This is a genomic window from Chitinophaga hostae (assembly GCF_018224885.1).
GTDB lineage: Bacteria > Bacteroidota > Bacteroidia > Chitinophagales > Chitinophagaceae > Chitinophaga > Chitinophaga hostae.
Map to the genome: position 1 here is coordinate 610,643 of NZ_JAGTXB010000001.1, position 22,984 is coordinate 633,626.

The window sequence follows — 22,984 nt, forward strand, 5'->3', positions numbered from 1 at the left end:
GACCCAAATCTATTTTGCTTAAGAAATTGTAAATTAAGAACCGTTAATCTGCTTATTTAGTCAATCAAAACAAAATCGCTTATGAAAAAAGAGCTACTTCTATGGCTGCTTTTGTGTGGTTGCGTCCTCAACGCATTTGCACAAACACGAACGATCAGCGGAAGAGTTACAGATGCAAAAGATGGCTCCGCACTCCCCGGAGTAACTGTAGTAATCAAGGGTACATCGAAAGGTGTTTTTACAGCCGGCGATGGGTCTTACAAAATTGCGAATGTTGATAATAATTCAACATTGGTATTTTCATTTGTAGGATACCTAACCAAAGAAGTACCCGTTGGAAGCAGCAGCACTGTTGATCAAACGCTGGAAGCAGACAAGAAACAACTGGGTGAAATAGTAGTAACCGCAGTTGGTATTAAGCGTGATGAGAAAGCGCTTGGCTATTCCCTTACACAGGTGAAACCCGATCAGATCCTGCAAAAGTCAGAACCTGATATGTTAAAAGGATTACAGGGTAAAGTAGCGGGTGTGGACATCCGTACCTCACAAGGTACGCCAGGTGCGGCCACCCGTATCAACATCCGTGGTAATACTTCCTTTTTTGGAAACAACGAACCATTAATCATTGTTGACGGTATTCCATATAACAATGACCAGGTAACCACCTCCAGTCAAACCTCCGGTGGTGGTGCTTATTCGAGCGGACTTTCATCCCTTGATCCTAACGATATTGCCGGTATGAACGTATTGAAAGGAGCAGCAGCTGCTGCCTTGTACGGTTCAAGAGCTTCCAATGGTGCTATTGTTATCACTACGAAATCAGGAAGCGCAGGCCGGTCTAAAAAAGGACTCGAAGTAACTTATAGTTCTTCCCTGGCTTTTGAAAAGGTAGCAGGTTTACCGAATTATCAGAATGATTTTGGTGCAGGTAGTCAATTCAACTATCAGCCTGCGAATGGTTCCTGGGGACCTAAGTTTGGTACCTTGGATTCTATTCCAGCCTGGACAGACTACCTGACAGCATTTCCTGAGTTGTTTTCCTCAACAGGCAAAACGCCTTACAAGGCTTATCCTAATAACGTTAAGGATCTTTTCAGAACAGGGTCGATGTTTGAAAATTCCGTTTCTGCTAACGGGGGCACAGAAAAAAGCTCTGTGAGTATTACTGCATCTTATCTAAACCAGGACGGTTATGTGCCTTCTTCCAGTTTTAATAGGGCTAGTCTCAGTGTGGGCGGACAAACTAAGCTGGATATGGGTTTAACAGTAAGTGGTAATTTCTCTTATTCGCGGACTAACCAGTTGGGTAGCGTATTTGGTGAAAACCAGGTTGATGGAGCAGCATCCTCTTTCGCTAGAAATCTATTCCTAGCCAGGAACTGGAACATCGCGGGTTTACCAGATCATGATGCCAATGATTTTCCAGTGTCTACCAGTTCTGCTCAATATGACAATCCGCTTTGGTCATTCCGGCATAATACGGTGACGACTAATACAGACAGGTATGTGGCCGGAATTAAATTTGGCTATAACGTGGGAGATTGGCTGGGGCTTTCTTACCAGATAGGAGCTAACACCAATAATCTCTTCCGGCGCGAAGTGACTGATATTGGATCACGTGCTGCAGAAGGACGGGGAAGGATCACGGAAGACAACTACCAGTTCCAGGAAATTGAGTCCAACCTGATTGCAACGATCACTCCTAAATTAAGAAATCAGGATTTTGATTTCAAGGCCATCGTCGGTCATAACGTAAATCAGCGCACATCACGTGATAGGTTGTTCCTCGGTAATGAAATTGTATCACCAGGAATTTATACGTTGGACAATACGAAAACAGTGCTGCCTAACGGAGGTGTCTATTCACAACGACGTCTTTGGGGTATTTTTGCTGATCTGGAACTGGGTTACAAAAACTGGGCTTTCCTCTCCGTTACCGGAAGAAATGACTGGTCCTCTACATTGCCGTCGAATAACAGAAGTTATTTCTATCCGAGTGTATCAGGATCATTCGTGTTTACACAGGCGTTGGGTATGGAAAGTCATGTACTTAACTTTGGTAAGATCAGAGCAAGCTGGGCTAAGGTGGGTAGAGACGCTGACCCTTATTCCTTGCAGAACGTGTTTCGTTTGAATGCACCTATTTTAGGTGTTTCCGGGGTAATTCAATCACCTACAGCCAACAACCCCAATCTGAAACCTGAGTTTACACAGGATGTTGAAGTGGGAACCACGCTCGAATTCCTTGATAGAAGGATTGCATTGGACTTTGCCTGGTATAACAGGAAGTCCACTAATCAGATTGCGCCCATTTCGCTGCCAGCGTCTTCCGGGTTCACGAAATTTTATGAGAACTTCGGCGAAATATCCAATAAAGGTATTGAGGTGGATCTGAATGTAATACCGGTTAAAACCAAAGATTTCACCTGGTCGCTACATTGGGTATTTACAAAGAATAAGAGTGAGGTGGTATCGCTGTTGCCGGGTGTGGAAAGGATTGAACTGTTTCCGGTACTCACCGAGATTTCTCCCTACCTGGAAGCGGGTAAGCCTTTCGGCTACCTGCGGGGAACGGTGGATTACCGCGATGACAAGGGGAATTTGCTGATTAATCCAACCACCGGTTTGTTGATAAGGAATACAGAACAGCAAATGATTGGCGATCCTAACCCTGATTTTAAAACTGGTTTAAGTACGTCTCTTAATTACAAAGGTATTTTCCTGAATGTACTGTTTGATCTGACTAAAGGTGGCGATATGTATTCTGTGACAACCAGCAGCCTCCTGGGCCGTGGTGTAACAAAGGATACCAAAGACCGTGAAACTGGTTTTGTTATCCCGGGTTACTATGGAGATGCCAATACAGGCAAACCTATCCTTGATAGTAAAGGAGAAAAAATTCCTAATACCACGAATGTCAGTCTGCGTGAAATGTATTTTGGAGAATCCTTTGCGATTAACTCTGCTACTGAATGGAATGTATATGATGCGACGGTGTATACTTTGCGTGAAGTAGCAATTGGGTATGATTTTCCTAAGAGCCTCTTTAACAGAACTCCTATCGGCGGCTTAACGATTACTTTGACCGGAAGGAACCTTTGGTATGTTGCACCTAATTTCCCGAAGTATACTAACTTCAACCCGGAAACCAACAGCTTTGGTAATACTACTACTCAAGGCATTGAATTATCCGGTGCACCTACAACCCGCCGTTTTGGTGTGAATCTGAAAGTTAGTTTCTAATTATGAACAAGTCAAAACCGGAATTTATGAAAAGATCGAAATATTTGTTTTTAGGGGCGCTGATACTTTTAACAGCGTGTACTAAAGGTTTTTTGGATATAAATAAGGATCCTAACTATGCGGCAAAAACTACCGAAAATCGTTTGTTAACTGCGGCACAACAAGGGCTTTCTTATGCACTGGGGTTCACAAATGATAATAGAGGTGCAAGAGGGTTAACCGAGGTGCTTTCTGTATACATGCACCAGATATGTGTACGTGAATCTCAGGATCAATATGGCGTTGATGGAAATGATGTGAACATTACAGGTTCTTGGACCGATATGTATAGCAGCGGGGCCGCTCAGGTTGGATCTGATGTATTAGGTACCCTGCAGAATGTGGAAACAATTATTTCCCAGGGTACCGCTAATAAAAATATGATCTATGTAGGTATCGCAAAAATTATGAAAGCATATGCGCTAAGTCAGTTTGTAGACGCATTTGCAGATATTCCCTATTCAGAGGCCAATAAGTTTCTAACAGAGGGTATTCGGTATCCCAAATATGATAAGGGGGCTGATATTTATCCTAAGTTATTTGCATTGCTGGATGAAGGCATTGCTAATTTGAGCGTAGACGCGGCTAATCCCCTTGTTCCTGCCGGAGATGATCTTTTTTATGGAGGAGATACATACAAGTGGGCAAATTTTGCCCGCACACTCAAACTGAAATTGTATAACCAGATTAGATTGGTACAAAACGTATCTACACAGGTGGCTGCGTTGGAAGCAGAGAATAAGATGATCAGCAGTATTGGTGAAAGCTTTATGTTTATTTATGGTCGGACCTCGACTCCAGATGATCGTAACCCCGGGTTTAACGAGTATTTTGCCAGTCAACGTACCCATTATATGAGTCCTTGGTTTTATGAAATTTTGAGGGGGTATAATAAAACCATCTTCACAGGTAACCAGGATCCAAGACTGCCCTACTATTTTTATAATCAATTGCATTATAAGAGCAAAGCAACAAATCGTACAGATTATAGGGACAGTGGTTTTGTTTCCATTGCTTTTGGCTCTGTAAGCTCCAACCGCGATGGTGCGCAGGATGCTTCCCTGACAATGTTTGGTATCTATCCTGTTGGGGGCCGCTTCCAGGCTGTAGGAGATACAGGAGTTGTAGATGCCAGCATGGCTACCGGAGCTGCGCCATTTAGAATGCTGACTTATGCAGACAGACTTTATATCGAAGCAGAGCTGATGAATGCAGGTGTACTGCCTGGTGATCCAAGAGCTAAGCTACAGGCTGCGATAGCGGAGTCATTTCAGCAGGTTGACTTTGTTGTAACACTTGCATCCAAGCAGCAGGTACCTATCCTGAAAGGCAGCGCCGACGTTGCAAACTACACGGCAAAAGTATTGTCAGAATATGACAATGGATCTCCGGCTAAAAAACTTGAGATTATCATGACGCAAAAATGGATTTCAAGTTTCGGTAACAGTGTTGATCAGTATACAGATTACAGAAGAACAGGCTACCCCATTCTCTTTGATCCTAATAATCAAACGCAGGCGCCTGGAGGTAGATTACAACCCCCATTAAAAGGTGATCCCACAATTGCGGGTAATCAGGCTTCTATTCCTGTACAATTAAGTGTTGGATATCCATTGTCCTTACCGTGGAGCAGCCTTGATTTGAATGTAAATAAGAATGCCCCGGCACAAAAAAAACCAGCTTCATATCCGGTGTTCTGGGATAAGAACTGATTATGATTATTATGCAGAAAAAAAAATTACCATGAATAGAATAACGACGTTTATAATATTGATACTGATCAGTGGAGCTGCAATAACTGGATGCAAAAAAGATCAGAATCCAAAACTTCCATCTGATATGAAAAAGGGAGCTATTCCCTTGGTAAAAATAGATGCAGGGTCTAATGATTCTATCTTTAACGTTGCCACATTTCAAGGAAAATTCAGCGTAGGTCTTTATTTTGCAAATGATGAACGTCCTAAGAAAATGGATGTAGTAGTCATCTTTAATGGAGACAAAACAAAAGTAAAAACGCTGAAAGCCGATGTGACTACGTATCCTACTTCCATTACAGTTACAGCAGAGCAGTTAGCCGCACTTTTTGGAATAACAGTCGGTAATCTGAAAACGGGAGATGTTTTTAAAATAGGAGCAGATGTTTATATGAATAGTGGTTTGGTGGTTCCTATTTTCAATCCGTTTGGAAATTCGTATACTGCGGAAGTGAACAGTTATGCCGGATCCAGTTTGAACGTAACGTATCCGGTGAAATTGAAACCATAACGTTTTGGCAAAAAATAAAAAAAGCTGTCTCAAATAAATGAGACAGCTTTTTTTGTTTTTATATTTTTTTGCCCTCCCACAAAAATGTTATGTTAAAACAAATCCATTTAGTTATATTTGCGCTCATCATGAAAATTTGATGGACCGAAATCGAGAACCACATTGAATTATTCTGTATTACAACACGATAAACCGAAGTTGAGCTTATAGAGAGACTAGTATTTGCTTATGAGGAATAAGTTCGCAACAACTTTTTCCAGAGAAAATTTAGGGATTAAACACTTGTAAACCAGGAATGGCATTCCAGGAAGGAGTAATTTTTCCGGGATGATAGAGCGAATTCATTTCCAGTACGTTCTGATTACAGGAGACAACGATAGAAATTAACAGGTATTTGACCGCACCCATGTGCCGCAATATGCTGACTAACTTGTTATTTGGTTTTTAAATCGCTTATGAGATAACGCTTACGTTACTGTAGTACCCACCAGTGCGCCATTGGCGCGCCGGATCCGTTATTTCGTATATATATGTTGGTTAAAATAAAGGTAGGATGCCTAACGGCATTGCTATGCCTGTAATCGAGTTTTTTTGCTGTGTTATATTTTATTTCAAATCTAAATCGCTTATGAAGAAAGCATTGCTGCTCTTGCTTGTTGCGGCCATCAGCGTTATCCAGGCGCACGCACAAACGCGACCTATCACCGGTAAGGTGACTGATGCCAAGGATGGTGCACCATTGTTTGGTGTAACTGTAAAAATTAAGAACACCAATACCGGTACTACCACTAACGCCGAGGGAAAGTTCTCTTTGAACGTTACCGGTAACCCGGTACTGGAATTTACCTTTGTTGGCTTCTCTACAAAAGAAGTAGCCAGCGCAGGTAAAAACAATATCGATATTAAACTGGGCGCCGATGAAAAGGGCTTGAGTGAAGTGGTGGTAATTGCTTATGGTACTACCAAGAAAGGTTCCAATACCAGTGCTACCACACAGATTGATAGTAAGAAATTTGCTACCAGGGCTATTTCCAACATTGCTACTGCATTGGATGGAGCTGCTCCCGGTATTCAAACAAATGCGGGAAGTGGTCAGCCAGGTGATGGTCCGGCCATTCGTATCCGTGGATTCGGGTCTGTAAATGCTTCCAGTGATCCTTTGTATGTAGTGGATGGTGTACCTTATTCCGGTAACCTGAGCAGCTTGAACGTAGCTGATATCGAAAGCATTTCTGTGCTGAAGGATGCATCCTCTTCTTCTCTGTATGGTTCCCGTGCCGCCAATGGTGTAATCATTGTTACTACCAAGAAAGGTAAAAACGGACGTAACCAGTTGCAGGTAAATGCTATACAGGGCTTTAACACCCGCGGTATTCCTGAATATAACAGGGTGAATGCAAAAGAGTATTATCCATTGCTCTGGGAAGCACAACGTAATGCTCTCGTGACCGGCGGTACCGCATTGGATGTTGCCAACAGACGTGCTTCCGGGTTGGTTGCCGGCGCAAAAGGCATCAAGGACATGTTGGGATATAATCCATTTAACGTAGCAGACAATGCTATCGTAGGCGTTGACGGAAAACTGAATCCTAATGCAGAACTCCTCTATCCGGATGATCTGGACTGGGAAAAAGCAGTTACCCGTACAGGTGCCCGCGGCGAATATGGTATTAACTACAGCGGTGGCACGGAAAAAACAGACTACTTCGCTTCGCTGAACTACCTGAGCGATAAAGGTTATGTGATCAATTCTGATTTTCAGCGTATCAGCGGTCGTATTAATGTAAATACGCAGGCTACCGACTGGTTCAGAACCGGTGTTAACCTGTCTGGTACATTTGTAAAGTCAAACCAGACCGATGTTACCAGCAGCACCAGCTATGTAAACCCGATCTTCTTTGCACGTAACATCGGCCCAATTTACCCGGTATATCAACATGATGCTACCGGCGCTTATGTATTGGATAAAAACGGTGACAGAATTTTTGACGTTGGGGGCTCACGCGGTTCCGCAGCCTCTCCGGGGCGTAATACCGTTGGTGAAAACCTCCTGAATGACAACTCTTTCAGCCGTAATATCCTTAGTGGCAGAACATTTGGAGAAATATCTTTCCTCAGGAATTTTAAATTCACTACCAATCTGAGTGTAGACGTTACCAACTACAGAGCCAATGTTTACTGGAATACAGTTGTTGGCGATGGCGCACCAGGAGGCCTTGGAAGCCGTACCAGTACACAAACTACCAGCTATACACTTAACCAGTTGCTGAATTATAATAAGACCTTCGGTCCTCACACTATTGGTGTGTTATTGGGTCACGAAAATTATGACCAAACTGGTAACAACATCTATGGAGAACGCCAGTCCCAGGTAATTCTCGGTAATTCCGAACTATATAATTTTACAACTACCAACAACCTGTATTCTTATAAAAGACAATACAGAACAGAAGGTTATTTCTCCCGTGTTAACTATGATTACGATGAGAAATACTTTGTTTCAGCAGCATTCCGTCGCGATGGAACTTCCAGGTTCTACAAAGACAATCGCTGGGGTAACTTCTACTCTGTTGGTGCAGGATGGCGCATGGATAAAGAAAACTTCATCCACAATATCAGCTGGATCAACATGCTAAAACTGAGATCTTCCTATGGTACCGCAGGTAATGATGCTGTAATAGAGGTAGACGCTAATGGGGTTGCAACGCCCATCTATTATGCATGGCAGTCGCTCTATAAACTGGGCTATAATAATGCATTGGAGCCGGGTTTATTCTTCTCTAAAATAGGTAACCAGAATATTCAATGGGAGTCAAATAAAAGCTTCGACGCAGGCGTTGATTTTGCCTTACTGGATAACAGGTTAACCGGTAGTGTGGAATATTTTAACCGCAGATCAGATAACCTGTTATTCGATCTTCCTTTGCCGCTCTCCAGTGGTATCTCTTCCAAAACCACTAACGTTGGTTCTATGGTGAACAGGGGCGTGGAGTTACAGTTAACAGGCGAAGTTTTCCGTAAGAAAAATTTTGGTTGGACAGTAGATCTGAACCTGAGTACCTTAAAGAATGAGTTGACCAAATTGCCGCAACCTGAAATTATTTTGTCAACCAAGAAATTGTCAATAGGCCATTCTATATATGACTACTGGTTACGCGACTGGTACGGTGTAGATCCAGCTGATGGTGCTGCATTGTATGTTGCTAATAATCCAACCGGTGCAGGTGTTCGCACCATGAAAAACGGTGATATTGTAACTACTAATATCAATAATGCCAAGTATCACTATGCAGGTAGTGCCATTCCCGATATGTATGGTAGCATCAACAACACCTTTAACTACAAACAATTCCAGCTCTCCTTCCTGATATCCTTCCAGGTAGGTGGTAAAGTGTACGATGCTACTTATGCATCATTGATGAATGCCGGCAGCTATGGTAATGCATTATCTACCGATATACTGAAACGCTGGCAGAAACCTGGCGATATCACAGATGTGCCACGCATGGACCAGAGCCAGACAACCAACTTCAACGCAGCTACGTCTGACCGTTGGTTAACCAGTGCTTCATTCCTGAACTTCCGCTCAGCAAAACTGGGTTACACGGTTCCGGAAGCATATGCTAAAAAAGCACATGTACGCGCTGCTAATGTTTTCCTCAGTGGTGAAAACCTGGCGCTCTTCAGTGCGCGTAAAGGTATGAACGTTGCGCAGGCATTTACCGGCGTTACTTCGAATGTATACATGCCTGCCCGTATTATTAGTGCCGGTTTGAACATTACTCTCTAAAATTTGAAAGAATGAAAAGGATACTATATATATTCATTGCATTTGCAGTATCTGGCGCAACGCTTACATCCTGCAAGAAAGATTATCTTAACACATCTCCTACAGAAGCCGTGGAAGAAGGTCAGGTGTTTACTGATACCAAAGGTGCATGGGCTGCTCTCAATGGTATTCACAGGGCGATGTACAGTGCATATGATAACCAGGATCAAACTGGTCAGTCAACCGTTATGATCGATGGAGATATGCTCGGAGAAGACCTGGTAATGACCAGCGCCGGTAACGGATGGTTTAATGCATCTTACCAGTGGACGATGCACCGCAATACCAGTGCCACCCATCTAAAGTTTGTTTATTATTTCTATTACAGGATCATTGCTAATGCCAACAAGATCATTAGCCAGGTGGATGGCGTAAATGGCAGCGATGCCGATAAGAAGGCTATCAAAGGCGAGGCCCTTACTTACAGAGCATGGGCACATTATATGCTGGTGCAGTTATTCGGCATCCGGTATAATGCTGCTGCCAAACCTAATAATCAGCCAGGCGTACCGCTGTTAACTATGTTCACCGTTGAACCGCAGCCAAGAGCTACTGTAGAAGCTGTATACACCCAGGTAAATAAAGATCTGAACGATGCGTTAGCAAATCTGAGTGGTTATAGCCGTGCGGCTAAATCTCACTTTGACTCAATCGTAGTATATGGTATCAAAGCGCGCGTTGCTTTAACCATGCAGGATTGGGCCGGCGCTGCTGCAAATGCAGAAGTGGTAATTAACAAAGGTGGTTACAGCCTGATGAGCAATACTGATTATGTAAGAGGTTTTAACAATGCTGAAAATGCAGAATGGATCTGGGCCAGCCGTCCCACGGATGATCAGACCACTGCATTCAACGGTTTTTTTGCTTATATGTCTGTTAACTTCAGCTCTACAAATATCCGTAGCAATCCAAAAGCGATCAGTAAAACACTGTATGCAAACTTAACGGCAACGGATATACGCGGACAGCTGTGGGACTCTACCGGTAAGAAATTTACTTTGCCTACTGCTGATTTCAAAAAGTATCCTTACATGAACCAGAAGTTTGTGGCAAAGGGAAGCAGCAGCAGTGTGGGAGATGTACCTTATATGCGTTTGGCTGAAATGTACCTGATCGATGCAGAAGCTAAAGCACAGCTGGGACAGGAAGGTAATGCTGCAGACGCATTGTATACACTGGCGCATAACAGGGATGTTAACTATGTAAAATCTTCCAACACCGGCCAGGCTTTGAAAGATGAAATTGCCATTCAACGTCGCCTGGAATTGTGGGGCGAAGGTTTCCGTTTCTTTGACCTGAAACGTCAGAACCTGTCTGTTGACAGAAGTGGTTCCAATCACGATGCCGCCCTGGCATTGGTATTAAAAGTACCTGCAGGTGGAGTGAACTGGCAATGGTTGTTCCCTCAGGATGAAGTAAATGCGAATCCAAAGCTGGAACAGAATCCGCTGTAGAAGAAGCGGAAGGCAAAAAGCATAAAGCAAAAAGCTATTGAGGAGATTCATCAAAGGAAATAATATCCGCTTTGGTGAATCGCCTCAATAGCTTTTTGCTTTTTGCCTTCTGCTTTATGAAGATGAATAACTTATTTGAGCACTTCTCTCAATTTGGCTTCCAGCGCAGGTCCTCTCAGGTTGGAGGCAATCACTTTACCCTGTGGATCCAGTAAGAAGTTGGTAGGAATAGCGTTGATACCGTACAATGGCACTACCGCCGAATCCCAGAATTTAAGATCGCTTACATGATTCCAGGCAAGACCATCTTCTTTAATAGCCTGCTGCCATTTATCTTTTGTTTTATCCAGGGATACGCCCAGTATCGTGAAATTTTTGCCTTTATATTGTTGGTAGGCCTTCACAACATTTGGGTTTTCCTGGCGGCAGGGACCACACCAGCTGGCCCAGAAATCAACCAGTACATATTTACCACGGAAAGAATTCAGGCTGATCATTTTGCCGGATGGATCCGGTAATGTAAAGTCGGGTGCTACCTGGCCTACTTTGATGGCAGAAGGTTCTTCACCACCGGCAGCGTCTGCGCCTGCCTGTTGTGATTTTTCCAGTTCAGCTATCTTATCTGTCATGCTTTTTACCAGCGTATTTTTGGGGAAACGGGTAGTAAGATTAGTGATCACCTGTTTATGTGCTACAATCTCTTCACCATTTCTTACCTGGCTGATAGCAAATACTGCGTTGGCAGGATTTTTTGTTTTATCGGCCATCAGGAAGAAGCTGTTTTCAAAATCCTTTTCTTTTTTCTGAAGTGCTGCCAGTTGCGGCTGGAATGCGCTGTCGGGGATGGAGCCATGAAGACTGTCCAGTTTGCGCATTTCTTCTGTAAGAGAAATGGATTGCTTGCTGATGTCGCCCAGGAACTGCTGCAGTTCGGAGGTGGGCTCAGAACCGGTGATTTTGATATTCTCCAGTTTATCCATGTCACCATCTATTTTCATATCGCCGGCATCGAGTGCCAGCAATACAAATTTGCCGTTATCAAAGCGTATGCGGTACAGGCCCTGTTCCGGCACCATACCTTTCAGTGAAAATTTTCCACTGGCATCTTTGATATTGGTAGAATCCACCACTTTTACATTTTCCAGTGTCAGTTCCTCCAGTACTACCGGTCCTAAAGGAAGATTACTAAAATGACCTTCTATCTTAAACTCTCCTTTCTCTGTTTGTCCGGCGCATCCTGCCAGGAAAACACCGGCGGAAATCCATAATAAGTATTTTTTCATGCTGCTATTTTTTGAACATTCATCTGACCAATGCTACCCAATATAGGTTAATTATGATTAATGCTTTTTCAGCCCTTGAGCTTTTCGGCCAGTAATTCGTTGGTAAGGCGCGGATCAGCCTTGCCTTTGGAGAGTTTCATTACTTCTCCTACAAACAGGGCCATCAGGCCTTTTTTGCCACCTCTATAGGCGGCTACTTTATCCGGGTATTTTGCCAGTACTTCATCAATAATGGGCGAAATATTGTCGGCATTATTATCCTGTAATAAATTCAGCCTGGTCGCTATTTCCATCGGATCGGCGGGTGACTGTATCATTTCCGGAAGTATCCGGGAAGAGGCAATGGAGAAGCTGACTTTACCTGCGTCTGTTAAAGCAATCAGGGAGGCCAGTGCTGCCGGTGTTACCGGGAACTGGCTGATTTCTGCTGAATTTTCATTCAGCCATGACTTAACGGGACCCAGCATCCAGTTGGCAGCAGCTTTATATTGCGAGGTTACTGCAATCAGGCTTTCGTAATAATCCGCCGTAGATTTATCGTCACAGATCACCCGGGCATCATATTCAGGCAAACCAAATTCGCTGGTGTACTTGGCGATCAGCTCCTCTGGTAATGCCGGTAAAGTGGCGCTGATGCCGGCAATAAACTCATCTGTGAGCTTAAATGGCGCCAGGTCAGGCTCCGGAAAGTAGCGGTAATCGTTAGCTTCCTCTTTGGAACGCAGGGAAAAAGAACTGCCGTTAGAGGCATCAAAGCTGCGGGTTTCCTGCACCAGGGTGCCGCCTGCCTCGATCAGGTCTATTTGCCGTTTTACTTCATTATCTATGGCACGCTTTACGTTGCGGATAGAGTTCATGTTTTTCACTTCTACCTTGGTTCCCAGGGTAGTAGTACCTTTCAGACGAACGGAGATATTGGCATCACAACGCATACTGCCTTCTTCCATATTACCATCACACACGCCCAGGTAACGTACCAGGCGGCGCATTTCAGTGAGGTAGGCATAAGCTTCCTCGCTGTTGTGCATATCCGGTTCTGTTACTATTTCCACCAGGGGTACACCAGCCCGGTTGTAATCCACATAGCTGTTGGACGGGTCCTGGTCATGCAGCAGTTTGCCGGCATCTTCTTCCAGGTGAATACGGTTCAACTGCACATTCCTGGTACCCGCATCGGTCGCAATCGTAATATAACCGCCTTTGCAAATGGGGGCGGTATGTTGTGAAACCTGGTAACCTTTTGGAAGATCCGGGTAGAAATAGTTTTTCCGGGCGAAATAGTTATCCTTTTCAATTTCACAATGACATGCCAGTCCCAGTTTAATGGCATATTCGGCCGCTTTGCGGTTCATCCGGGGTAATGTACCCGGATGGGCCATCGTAATGGGGCTGATATGCGTATTAGGAGCACCACCAAAGGCAGCGCTATCGCTACAAAATAATTTACTTTCGGTAAGCAGCTGGGCGTGCACTTCCAGCCCTATCACTGTCTCATATTTGCTGTATATATCTCTCATTTTCCGTACTGATTCCCACAAATATATTCAAATAATACCGTGATTTCAGGCTATTTGGTGCCAATAAATCCCTAAATTGAGATACGCATCATTTTAAAATTTTCTTCCCTATGATCAGCAAGGCCCAGGCAAGTCAGCTTTATCAGGCACAACAGGTTTATTTTGATTCGGGCGCTACTCTCCCGTATGCTTTCCGGAAAACGCAGCTGAAACGGTTAAAAAAGGGCATACAGCAATATGAGGAACGGATCATTGCGGCACTGCATGCAGATCTGCATAAGCACCCCCTGGAGGCTTATGGCAGCGAAGTAGGATTTTTATATGAAGAAATAAGTTATATACTGGATGGACTGAAACAATGGATGGAGCCCGAAGTAGTGACCTCTCCCTTTGTAACCTATCCCAGCAGCAGCCGGGTGTACAAGCAGCCACTGGGACTTACCCTTATTATTGGTCCCTGGAATTATCCGTTTATGCTGCTTCTCAGCCCCCTGCTGGGGGCTATTGCAGGCGGGAACTGCGCCATTATAAAGCCGTCGGAGATGGCGCCGCATACTGCCGCAGTAACAGCGGCCCTTATCAAAGACACTTTTGACCCGGCCTATATCACCGTGGTGGAAGGCGATGGCACCGAAGTAATTCCCATGCTCATGAGCTTCCGCTTCGATCACGTATTTTTTACCGGTAGCATACCGGTGGGCAAAAAAATTATGGAAATGGCCGTACCGCATCTCACCCCCGTTACACTCGAGCTGGGAGGTAAATCGCCCTGCGTAGTAGACGAAAAGGTGAATGTAACAGTAGCGGCTAAACGAATTGTATGGGGTAAATTCTGGAATGCCGGTCAAACCTGCGTGGCGCCGGATTATTTACTGGTGCATCAGCAGGTAAAGGAAGAGCTGGTGGCGGCGCTGAAAGCGGCCATCACAGAGTTTTTTGGAGAGAATCCGGCCACCAGCGGTGACTATGCCCGGATCATCAACAGCAAACGATTTGATACAGTAGCAGGTTACCTCACGGAAGGACATATTATACAGGGCGGTGAAACAGACCGGGATAATTTATACATCGCACCTACCCTGCTGGATGATGTGGAATGGACGGATCCGGTCATGCAGGAGGAAATATTTGGTCCTGTATTGCCTATTCTCACCTACACCGATCTGCCGCAGGCAATACAGGCTATTAAACAGCTCCCATACCCACTGGCATTGTATGTATTTACAAAGAGCAAGAAAACCGAAAAAATGCTGATAGAACAGGTACGGTTTGGCGGTGGTTGTGTAAATAATGCGCTGGTACACCTTACTAATCCTGAATTACCCTTTGGTGGTGCAGGTTACAGCGGTATGGGAAGATATCATGGCAAATATAGTTTTGATACCTTCACCCATCAGAAAGGTATGCTGAAAACGGCCACCTGGCTGGATGTACCGATGAAATACCCGCCATTTAAGAATAAGCTGAAGATGATGAAAATGGTGATGAAGTAAAGAGTTCGCTGAGGTACAAAAAGGGCTGATCCTTTTTGTGGTACTGCCGCCGGAGGATATTGGCGGCGCTCCCAACAGGATCAGCCCCGGATAAAAAATCAGTAAGATTATAAATCCGCTTTATTTAATTTCTTCGGCACTTGTATGTCGAGTGTCTGTGTTTTATTATTTCGTTTAACCGTAGCCGTTATACTTCCTTTGCTTCGGTTTTCACGATAAGCTTTGGAAAGATCTGCGGCAGATTTCACCGGGTTGCCGGCCAGTTCAGTAACAATATCTTCTTTTTTAAATCCTGCCTTTTCCGCCGGAGAATCTGCTGCAATGCCAATGACCTCGGCACCTTCATCGTTGTTGGTGTCCTGCACCTGCAGACCCAGTTTCACACCATCGTCCAGCCTGTTAAACCAGCCGCCAAAGCCCTGGTCGCCACCACGTGGGTTCGGCGAAGGAAAAGTGAAAGGATGGGGCATTCTCCTGGGTTGGGTGGGTGGATACAGCTTCCAGTTTTCTGCACCCATGTCTTTTCTTTCATCCAGTGTAACCACCACATTGCTGGCTTTTGACTTACGTGTATACGACACCGTTATTTTATCTGCCGGCTGGTGTTTGCCAATTGCCTCAAAAAGTTCAGCAGGTTCGTTGATCTTTTGATTGTCAATAGCCGTGATAATATCTCCTTCTTTTATGCCGGCTTTATCAGCGGGTGTGCCTTTGGCAACGGAGCTGACGGTAACACCGGTGGCGTCCTTTTTCTCTGTAATCACACCCAGTATCGCTTTGTTGGGTGTAATAGACAGGTCTTCGCCGCCGTCGTTATCATCGTCATTAAACATATCTAAATTGCCTGGGAGATTGTCGCTGTCGAAGCTAAAGGAGTTGCCGTCCCTGGGGGTAATTTTTCTGCGGAAAACAGACAGGTCCGGATCACTGTACTGATCTATTTTTTTTCCGTTCACAAGGAGGTCCCCGTTTTTGATTTCCACCGTTACCTTAGTGTCTTTGTTGCTTTTATGCTTGATGACAATTTCATCAAACTCTCCCAGTTGATTTTTAAGTGGTTGGGCTGATTGCGCAGATACCGCGCCCGTGATAAAGCAGGAAATGCCTGCCAGTGTAAGGATTTGCAGTAACCTGTTCATATTGCTCAATAGTTTTGTTGATTAAATTTAAACCAATGCAGCAAAATTAAAGGGGGAAGGAGGAAAGAAAAAGTTAAAAATAGGAGCGGAATGCAAAAAGCTATTGCAGGGAATTTTGTCTTTACCAGGATTAACCTGATTTTGATGATTTAATGATTTTTCTTTTTTTATCAAGAAAATAAGATCGTGTAATCATCAAAATCAGGTTAATCCTGGTAAAGACAAAATTCCCTGCAATAGCTTTTTCCTTTATGCTTTCCGCTCCCTAAGAAATGGCTTTTTTCACTGCAGCAACTACCTGGTCCAGCTTGTCTGTTTCCTGTCCGCCTGCTGTAGCAAAGGTTTTCTGGCCACCACCGCCGCCTTTGATCAACGGGGCGATAAATTCTTTAATGAACTTCGGCGCCTCCCACCCTTTGGCTGCCACTATCTTTTCGTCTATTGTCAGTGCCACGCTGGCTTTACCGCCAATGTTAGCTACGAACAACAGTATATGGTCCGGCAGTTCGTTTTTCAGCTGGAAAGACAATTGCTTGAGTCCTTCGGCGCTGTTTACATTTACTACCTGTCCAAGGAAGTTGGTTCCATTGATTTGCTCAGCCTGATTGCGCAGGCCGGTGGCAAGGGTACGTACTTTCTCAAGTTCGAGGGCTTCCAGCTGTTTTTCGAGAGAGACTTTGTCCTGCAGCAGTGTTTCCACGGCTTTTACAGCTTCTTTCGGGTTTTTCAGGGCAGCTTTGATTTCTTTGAGCTGCTGCAGCTGTTCGTTTACAAAAGCATCTGCTTTAGCGCCGGTCACAGCTTCCACGCGGCGTACGCCGGCGGCTACCGCACCTTCCGATACAAACTTAAACTGTCCCAGTTCGCCGGTGGAACTGATATGGGTACCACCGCACAATTCAACGCTGTAGGCAGGGTCGATGATCACCACGCGTACCACATCGCCGTATTTTTCACCGAACAATGCCATGGCGCCCAGTTTCAGGGCTTCTTCCTTTGGCAGTTCCCGGATTACTACAGGAATATTTTCGCGGATCTTTTCATTTACAATCGCCTCTACCTGTGCCATTTCCTCATCGGTTACTTTCGCAAAGTGGGAGAAGTCGAAACGCAGGGCTTCTGCGTTAACCAGCGATCCTTTCTGCGCTACGTGCGTGCCCAGTACCTGCCGCAGTGCAGCATGCAGTAAATGGGTGGCAGAGTGATGACGTTCCGTATTTTGACGCTTATCCTTAGCCACTGTTGCCTTTACCTGGGCCGCAGGCTGCGCCGGCAGTTTGTCGGCAAAGTGGATGGTAAGGTTATTTTCCTTTTTGGTATCTGTAATATGGATTACTTCATCACCGAAATGCAGGGTGCCGGTATCGCCAACCTGTCCGCCGCTTTCAGCATAGAAAGGCGTTTGGCCCAGCACCAGCTGGAACTGCTCTTTCCCTTTGGCTTTTACTGTGCGGTATTTCAGCAGTTTGGTAGTGCTTTCCAGTTGCTCATAGCCAACAAATACTGAATTGGGCGTTTCGTCCAATACCACCCAGTCGCCGGTATCCATTTCTGTAGCGGCGCGGGAGCGATCTTTCTGCTGTTTCATGGCAGCATCAAAGCCTTCTTTATCAACGGTAAAGCCATTTTCTGAGGCAATGAGGCTGGTAAGGTCGTATGGAAACCCGTAGGTATCGTACAACTCAAAAGCGGTTTGACCATCTACGGTTTTAGCAGTGGCATTCTTTATATAATCTTCTATCCTGCGGATACCGCTTTCCAGGGTACGCAGGAAGTTGTTTTCTTCTTCAAATACTACTTTTTTCACAAAGTCTGCCTGCTGTTGCAGTTCAGGGAATACATGCGAAAACTGTGCAGCCAGTACCGGTACCAGGTCATGCAGCAGTGGTTTTTTAACATCCAGGAAGGAGAAGTAATAGCGTACCGCCCTGCGCAGGATACGACGGATAACGTAACCGGCGCCTGTATTGGATGGTAATTGGCCGTCGGCGATGGTAAAGGAAATGGCGCGGATATGATCTGCAATTACGCGGAAGGCCACATCTTTTTTATCGTCGGTACCTGTATATTTCTTACCAGTCAGGCTTTCTGTGGTATGGATGGTACCCATAAACAGATCGGTATCGTAGTTGGAGGTTTTACCCTGCAGCACTCTTACCAGGCGCTCCAGTCCCATGCCTGTATCCACATGTTGGGCAGGCAGCGGTTCCAGTGATTTATCTTTCAGGCGGTTGAACTGCATGAATACGTTGTTCCATATCTCTATTACCTGGGGATGGTCTGCATTCACCAATGTTTTACCGTCTACCTCTTTTCTTTCGGCTTCGGTTCTGCAGTCCACATGAATTTCAGAGCAGGGACCACAGGGACCTGTATCTCCCATTTCCCAGAAGTTATCCTTTTTATTACCTAACAGGATACGGTCTTCCGCAATATGCTGTTTCCAGAAATTGTACGCTTCTTCGTCTTTTGGTAAATTTTCGCTGGCATCTCCCTGAAAAACAGTTACATAGAGTTTGTCTTTAGGAATTTTATAAACCTCTGTCAGTAATTCCCAGCTCCAGGTGATGGCTTCTTTCTTAAAATAGTCGCCAAAGCTCCAGTTACCGAGCATTTCAAACATGGTATGGTGGTAAGTATCAATACCTACTTCTTCCAGGTCGTTGTGCTTGCCGCTTACCCGCAGGCACTTTTGCGTGTCTACCACCCTTTTATTAGGGGGAACCCGGTTGCCAAGGAAGTAATCCTTAAACTGGTTCATACCCGCATTGGTGAACATCAGGGTTGGATCGTTTTTGATAACGATAGGGGCAGATGGGACAATCTGGTGCCCTTTTGACGCAAAAAAGTCCAGGAATTGCTGTCTTATTTCAGATGCTGTCATAAATATTGATACGAATTAATATGTATTTTTTATCTTATACTGGCGTTTTTACCTGCTTTGGGCTTATACTTGTATTTCAAGCCCTTATAAAGTAGTTAGAAAATTGACATTCAAAAGGTTGATGTTTTAATCTAATTACAGTAGGTTTGTGCGCCTTATTTTCCCGCCGTGTTAAAGGGAGTGCAAAAATATCGAAACTGGTATGATTATGCAAAACAGGTTGTATAACCCGGCAAAAATAGTTCAATGGGAAAAGAAATGCCAACAATACCCATCCATAAGTTTGTTCCTTGTGAAATAAATCGGCTGTCATAGCGTTCACTGCACTATGGCGCATAAAGTATACCCTGGTGCATGAAGAAGGTTAAATATTTTTATAATACCCAAACATTAAAATACGAGAAGCTCGTAGTATCGCTACGGGTTAAAATCCTGAGAATACTGGGGTTCGTGTCTGCGGCTATCGTTACCGGGGCAATTTTTCTTTCCATAGCTTACCGCCTGGTCGACTCTCCCAAGGAGAAGTCGCTGCGTCGTGACCTGGAAGGAATGAAGGAAAAATATGATGCGCTGCAGGGCCGGATGAAGGAAATGAAGGGAAAGCTCGCTGAACTGGAAGACCGCGACAATGAAATTTACCGTGTCATCTTTGAAGCCTCCCCTATCCCGGACAGTACCCGTTTGGGGAAAATAAAGCGTGATGAGGAAGCCGCCCAGTTGCAATCCTTTGCCAGCAGTGAAATCATTGCTTCTACCTCCGTTTTGCTGAAAGAATTGAATAACCGGGTGAAAGCACAGGAAGCCTCTTATGATGAAATTGATAAGATGGTAAAGAATAAGCAGCAGATGCTGGCTTCTATCCCCGCTATTCAACCGGTGTCCAATAAAGATCTTAAACATATAGCCTCCGGTTTCGGATATCGTATTGATCCTATCTATAAAACCATGAAATACCACGCAGGGCTCGATTTTGCAGCACCGAGCGGCACGCCTATCTACGCCACCGGCGATGGTACCGTGGAAGAAGCCAGTTTGAGTGATGTGGGATATGGTAACCACGTGGTAATTCGGCATGGATACGGCTATAAAACATTGTATGGGCACATGCTGCGGATGAAAGTGAAAGCCGGTCAGGCCGTGAAACGCGGCGATGTGCTGGGATGGGTAGGCAGCACCGGTAAATCCACCGGCCCCCACTGCCACTATGAAGTGATGAAAAACGGCGAGAAAGTTGACCCGGTATACTTCTTCTTTAACGACCTTACTCCCGAACAATTTGATCGCATGCTGAAAATGGCCAGGTCAGGAAACCAGTCGTTCGACTAATTTTATACCCTTAGTCATTAACTTTTAGGAAGTTACAGGCCCTGACTACTACTGGTGTGTGAAAAAATTATGAGTGGCAAAAGCGGAAAGCTAAAGGCTAAAAGCTTAACTTCATCTTTGTAAAAGATATTTGTCACCTCGTTTTTTACTACGATGCACCAGCTAGACCTTTTTTCGACACCTGGAATACCGCATCCTGCCGAAGCCGCGGTAACCGTGCCAGCTAAAGTAAAAGTAAAGGCAAGCAGCAAAAAGAAAGCTGCCGTAGCTCCCACCTTACCTGGGAAAAAGAGGGGACGTAAATCATTGAAAGAGTTATCGGAGGACCCGGATCTGATTATGGAATTGGATAAATTGGTACTAGATAAGCAGTATTATTCGATCAGTGAAGTTGCAGCCATGTTTAAGGTGAATACTTCGCTTATCCGCTATTGGGAAAATGAGTTCGATATACTGCAGCCCAAAAAGAACAGGAAAGGCGATCGCCTCTTCCGACAGGAGGATATTCAGCACCTCAAATTAATTTATCATCTGCTGCGCGAAAGAAAATATACCATTGAAGGCGCCAAGCAGAAGCTAAAGGAAGACCACAAGCTGGCAGCCCGCAATTTTGAAATGGTACAGGCTTTGCTAAAGGTACGGGGTTTCTTAACGGAACTAAAAGATCAATTATAAAAAAATCATTATGCGATTGAAAACATTACTATTGAGTGGCGGCCTGTTATGCTCATCTCTGGCCTGGGCACAGGATGGAAAGGTATTGAAGGGCAAGATAGATATGAAAACACTGATGAATGATACTTCCACTACGTGGTTCTACAAAGGTGTGAACAGCTACCAGCCTAACGATAATATGCTCAATTATATTAAAACTAACCGCGCCAACTTCAACATGGTTGTGGTAATGGGCACCTGGGATGAAACCAGCCGCGAAGTAGTACCGGCACTCTATAAAGTAATGATCACCGGTGGCAGCCCCGACGAACAGATTGTTATGTTTGCTGCCGATCAGAAACTGCAGTCAGATGCGCCGGTAGACTATAAAGTAAAAAAATTACCAACGATCATCGTATTCAAGGATGGCAAGGAAGAAGGCCGCATCGTTGGCACTCCCAAAGAATCTATCGAAGCTGATCTCTCCCGCATTTTACTGAGCAGCAGCAAGAAAGAAAAAGATACAAAAGAGAAGGAATAAAAGCCTGATTTTTTCTTGCCCAGGATTAGATAGATTTTGAGGATTTGAGGATTTGAGGATTATATTTTTACAGGATTTAAAAAGATTAGCGAAGATAAAAGCGGCATCCGCTTCTGTCTTCGCTAATCTTTTTAAAATCATCAAACGAAAAAATCCCTAAATCCTCAAAATCTATCTAATCCTGGGCAAGAAAAAAAATCCGCCTGATCTCAATTCCGTTCATCCGTTATCGTTACACTTGTAGTAGTAGAAGGTAATTTAATTCCCCTGGCCTCCAACAGCTTGATCACCGTTAAGCTCACCGATTCCCTCAAAGCCGCATACTGATTCCCTTCAATAATGTAGGTGTTAAAGATGATTTGGATAACGTAAGTGTCTTTCGTAAAATCATTCAGGTTCACTGTAAAGTTTTCCAGTACGCTGCTGTTGCTTTTCAGCGATTGTCTTACATCCTGCAAAAACAGGAGCAGCGCTTCTGCCTGCGTATCTGTGCCCAGCTCCAGTTTCATGGCCACGCGCTGTTGGGTGCGCAGGGACAGGTTGTCCAGGATACTATCTACCATTTTTTTATTGGGCACTGTGACAAAGGTTTTTTCCAGGGTGCGGATGCGGGTACTACGTAGTCCTATCTTTTCTACAGCGCCCTGGTAAGAGTCTACCTTAACGCTGTCGCCTACACGAAACGGTTTGTCAAAAAAGATGATAAAAGAACCAATCAGGTTCTCAATGCTTTCTTTGGCAGCGAGTGCAAGGGCTGCCGCACCGATACCAAGGCCCGCAATAATTTTTTCCACCAATCCGGGACCGAACAGGATGCGGATAAAGGCTATTGCACCCATGATAAACACGATGGCCTTAAAGAAATCCCGGAAAAAAATAATGAACTGGTTATCGGTTTTATCTTCCGTCAGATCCGCCTTCTTTTCCAGTACCAGCGCAATGAAGTCGATCAGGCGTAATACAATCCAGATAATACTCATGCTCAGCAACAGTTCGAGCAGGGTATCCGTTACATTTTGCAGGGTCGCTTTTCCATAAACATATACATTGAGTATACGCGGAAACGTGAACCGGTCAATGGTGAGCATGAAAGTGGTCAGCAACAGGAAGTATTCCAGTGGCCGCAGCAGCAGGCTTACAAAGTCTTTTTCGTCGATTTGCGGCGACCAGTGCCGCACCAGCCGGAACAGGATTGCCGCCAGCCCCTTGGACACATAGCGTTTCACAATCAGCACAAACAATAATACGCCGATCAATATCAGGTAATCCTGCACGGGGTTGTCTAAAAATACTTTGTTTAAGAACTCGTTCATAGTT

At 44.7% G+C, this 22,984-nt stretch carries 14 protein-coding genes; 9 read left to right on the top strand and 5 right to left on the bottom strand.

The genetic code is table 11. The features are described from left to right. Positions 1 to 81 precede the first annotated feature (81 nt). The 5 genes from KE626_RS02550 to KE626_RS02570 all read left to right on the top strand — a co-directional run bounded on the left by KE626_RS02550 (position 82) and on the right by KE626_RS02570 (position 10,830). Positions 82 to 3,243, top strand: coding sequence for a SusC/RagA family TonB-linked outer membrane protein (locus KE626_RS02550; RefSeq protein WP_211971309.1), 3,162 nt, complete (start codon positions 82 to 84; stop codon positions 3,241 to 3,243). Positions 3,244 to 3,245: 2 nt separating this feature from the next. Next, positions 3,246 to 4,994 carry a SusD/RagB family nutrient-binding outer membrane lipoprotein gene (locus KE626_RS02555; RefSeq protein WP_211971310.1) on the top strand — a complete coding sequence of 583 codons (1,749 nt, stop codon included), beginning with the start codon at positions 3,246 to 3,248 and terminating at the stop codon, positions 4,992 to 4,994. A 31-nt stretch (positions 4,995 to 5,025) separates the two neighbouring features. Beyond that, a complete protein-coding gene (locus tag KE626_RS02560; protein ID WP_211971311.1) occupies positions 5,026 to 5,547 on the top strand; it encodes a hypothetical protein in 522 nt (173 codons plus the stop codon). A gap of 628 nt (positions 5,548 to 6,175) precedes the next feature. Continuing rightward, a complete protein-coding gene (locus KE626_RS02565; protein ID WP_211971312.1) occupies positions 6,176 to 9,337 on the top strand; it encodes a SusC/RagA family TonB-linked outer membrane protein in 3,162 nt (1,053 codons plus the stop codon). A gap of 11 nt (positions 9,338 to 9,348) precedes the next feature. Next, positions 9,349 to 10,830, top strand: coding sequence for a RagB/SusD family nutrient uptake outer membrane protein (locus KE626_RS02570; RefSeq protein WP_211971313.1), 1,482 nt, complete (start codon positions 9,349 to 9,351; stop codon positions 10,828 to 10,830). A gap of 131 nt (positions 10,831 to 10,961) precedes the next feature. Here KE626_RS02570 and KE626_RS02575 read toward each other — a convergent pair whose 3' ends face one another. Then, positions 10,962 to 12,113, bottom strand: coding sequence for a TlpA disulfide reductase family protein (locus KE626_RS02575; RefSeq protein ID WP_211971314.1), 1,152 nt, complete (start codon positions 12,111 to 12,113; stop codon positions 10,962 to 10,964). Positions 12,114 to 12,181: 68 nt separating this feature from the next. Next, entirely contained in the window at positions 12,182 to 13,630 is a 1,449-nt protein-coding gene (gene gatB, locus KE626_RS02580) for an Asp-tRNA(Asn)/Glu-tRNA(Gln) amidotransferase subunit GatB (protein ID WP_211971315.1), read from the bottom strand. Between the two features lie 110 nt (positions 13,631 to 13,740). Between gatB and KE626_RS02585 the strand changes: the two genes are divergently transcribed. After that, on the top strand, positions 13,741 to 15,123 hold the full coding sequence (locus tag KE626_RS02585; RefSeq protein ID WP_211971316.1) for an aldehyde dehydrogenase: 1,383 nt from the start codon (positions 13,741 to 13,743) through the stop codon (positions 15,121 to 15,123). A gap of 107 nt (positions 15,124 to 15,230) precedes the next feature. Here the strand turns inward: KE626_RS02585 and KE626_RS02590 are convergent, their stop codons facing one another. Further along, the gene (locus tag KE626_RS02590) at positions 15,231 to 16,262 is read right to left on the bottom strand and encodes a PDZ domain-containing protein (protein ID WP_211971317.1); all 1,032 of its coding nucleotides are present in this window, start codon (positions 16,260 to 16,262) and stop codon (positions 15,231 to 15,233) included. 265 nt (positions 16,263 to 16,527) lie between these two features. Continuing rightward, positions 16,528 to 19,146, bottom strand: a complete 2,619-nt coding sequence (alaS, locus tag KE626_RS02595; protein WP_211971318.1) for an alanine--tRNA ligase — start codon at positions 19,144 to 19,146, stop codon at positions 16,528 to 16,530. Positions 19,147 to 19,500: 354 nt separating this feature from the next. On the opposite strand from alaS, the gene KE626_RS02600 reads away from it, so the two are divergent. From KE626_RS02600 to KE626_RS02610, 3 genes are all read left to right on the top strand, one after another. After that, positions 19,501 to 20,472 (top strand): peptidoglycan DD-metalloendopeptidase family protein, encoded by a 972-nt coding sequence (locus KE626_RS02600; RefSeq protein WP_211971319.1) that lies wholly within the window; start codon positions 19,501 to 19,503, stop codon positions 20,470 to 20,472. 153 nt (positions 20,473 to 20,625) lie between these two features. Further along, the gene (locus KE626_RS34600) at positions 20,626 to 21,147 is read left to right on the top strand and encodes a MerR family transcriptional regulator (RefSeq protein WP_249207214.1); all 522 of its coding nucleotides are present in this window, start codon (positions 20,626 to 20,628) and stop codon (positions 21,145 to 21,147) included. Positions 21,148 to 21,157: 10 nt separating this feature from the next. Continuing rightward, positions 21,158 to 21,667, top strand: coding sequence for a thioredoxin domain-containing protein (locus tag KE626_RS02610; RefSeq protein ID WP_211971320.1), 510 nt, complete (start codon positions 21,158 to 21,160; stop codon positions 21,665 to 21,667). A gap of 209 nt (positions 21,668 to 21,876) precedes the next feature. On the opposite strand, the gene KE626_RS02615 is transcribed toward KE626_RS02610, so the two are convergent. Further along, entirely contained in the window at positions 21,877 to 22,980 is a 1,104-nt protein-coding gene (locus KE626_RS02615) for a mechanosensitive ion channel family protein (protein WP_211971321.1), read from the bottom strand. Positions 22,981 to 22,984 lie beyond the last annotated feature (4 nt).

Coding starts and splice junctions, on each gene's coding strand:
- KE626_RS02550 (WP_211971309.1), top strand. CDS start 82: ATGAAAAAAGAGCTACTTCTATGGCTGCTTTTGTGTGGTTGCGTCCTC.
- KE626_RS02555 (WP_211971310.1), top strand. CDS start 3,246: ATGAACAAGTCAAAACCGGAATTTATGAAAAGATCGAAATATTTGTTT.
- KE626_RS02560 (WP_211971311.1), top strand. CDS start 5,026: ATGAATAGAATAACGACGTTTATAATATTGATACTGATCAGTGGAGCT.
- KE626_RS02565 (WP_211971312.1), top strand. CDS start 6,176: ATGAAGAAAGCATTGCTGCTCTTGCTTGTTGCGGCCATCAGCGTTATC.
- KE626_RS02570 (WP_211971313.1), top strand. CDS start 9,349: ATGAAAAGGATACTATATATATTCATTGCATTTGCAGTATCTGGCGCA.
- KE626_RS02575 (WP_211971314.1), bottom strand. CDS start 12,113: ATGAAAAAATACTTATTATGGATTTCCGCCGGTGTTTTCCTGGCAGGA.
- gatB (WP_211971315.1), bottom strand. CDS start 13,630: ATGAGAGATATATACAGCAAATATGAGACAGTGATAGGGCTGGAAGTG.
- KE626_RS02585 (WP_211971316.1), top strand. CDS start 13,741: ATGATCAGCAAGGCCCAGGCAAGTCAGCTTTATCAGGCACAACAGGTT.
- KE626_RS02590 (WP_211971317.1), bottom strand. CDS start 16,262: ATGAACAGGTTACTGCAAATCCTTACACTGGCAGGCATTTCCTGCTTT.
- alaS (WP_211971318.1), bottom strand. CDS start 19,146: ATGACAGCATCTGAAATAAGACAGCAATTCCTGGACTTTTTTGCGTCA.
- KE626_RS02600 (WP_211971319.1), top strand. CDS start 19,501: ATGAAGAAGGTTAAATATTTTTATAATACCCAAACATTAAAATACGAG.
- KE626_RS34600 (WP_249207214.1), top strand. CDS start 20,626: ATGCACCAGCTAGACCTTTTTTCGACACCTGGAATACCGCATCCTGCC.
- KE626_RS02610 (WP_211971320.1), top strand. CDS start 21,158: ATGCGATTGAAAACATTACTATTGAGTGGCGGCCTGTTATGCTCATCT.
- KE626_RS02615 (WP_211971321.1), bottom strand. CDS start 22,980: ATGAACGAGTTCTTAAACAAAGTATTTTTAGACAACCCCGTGCAGGAT.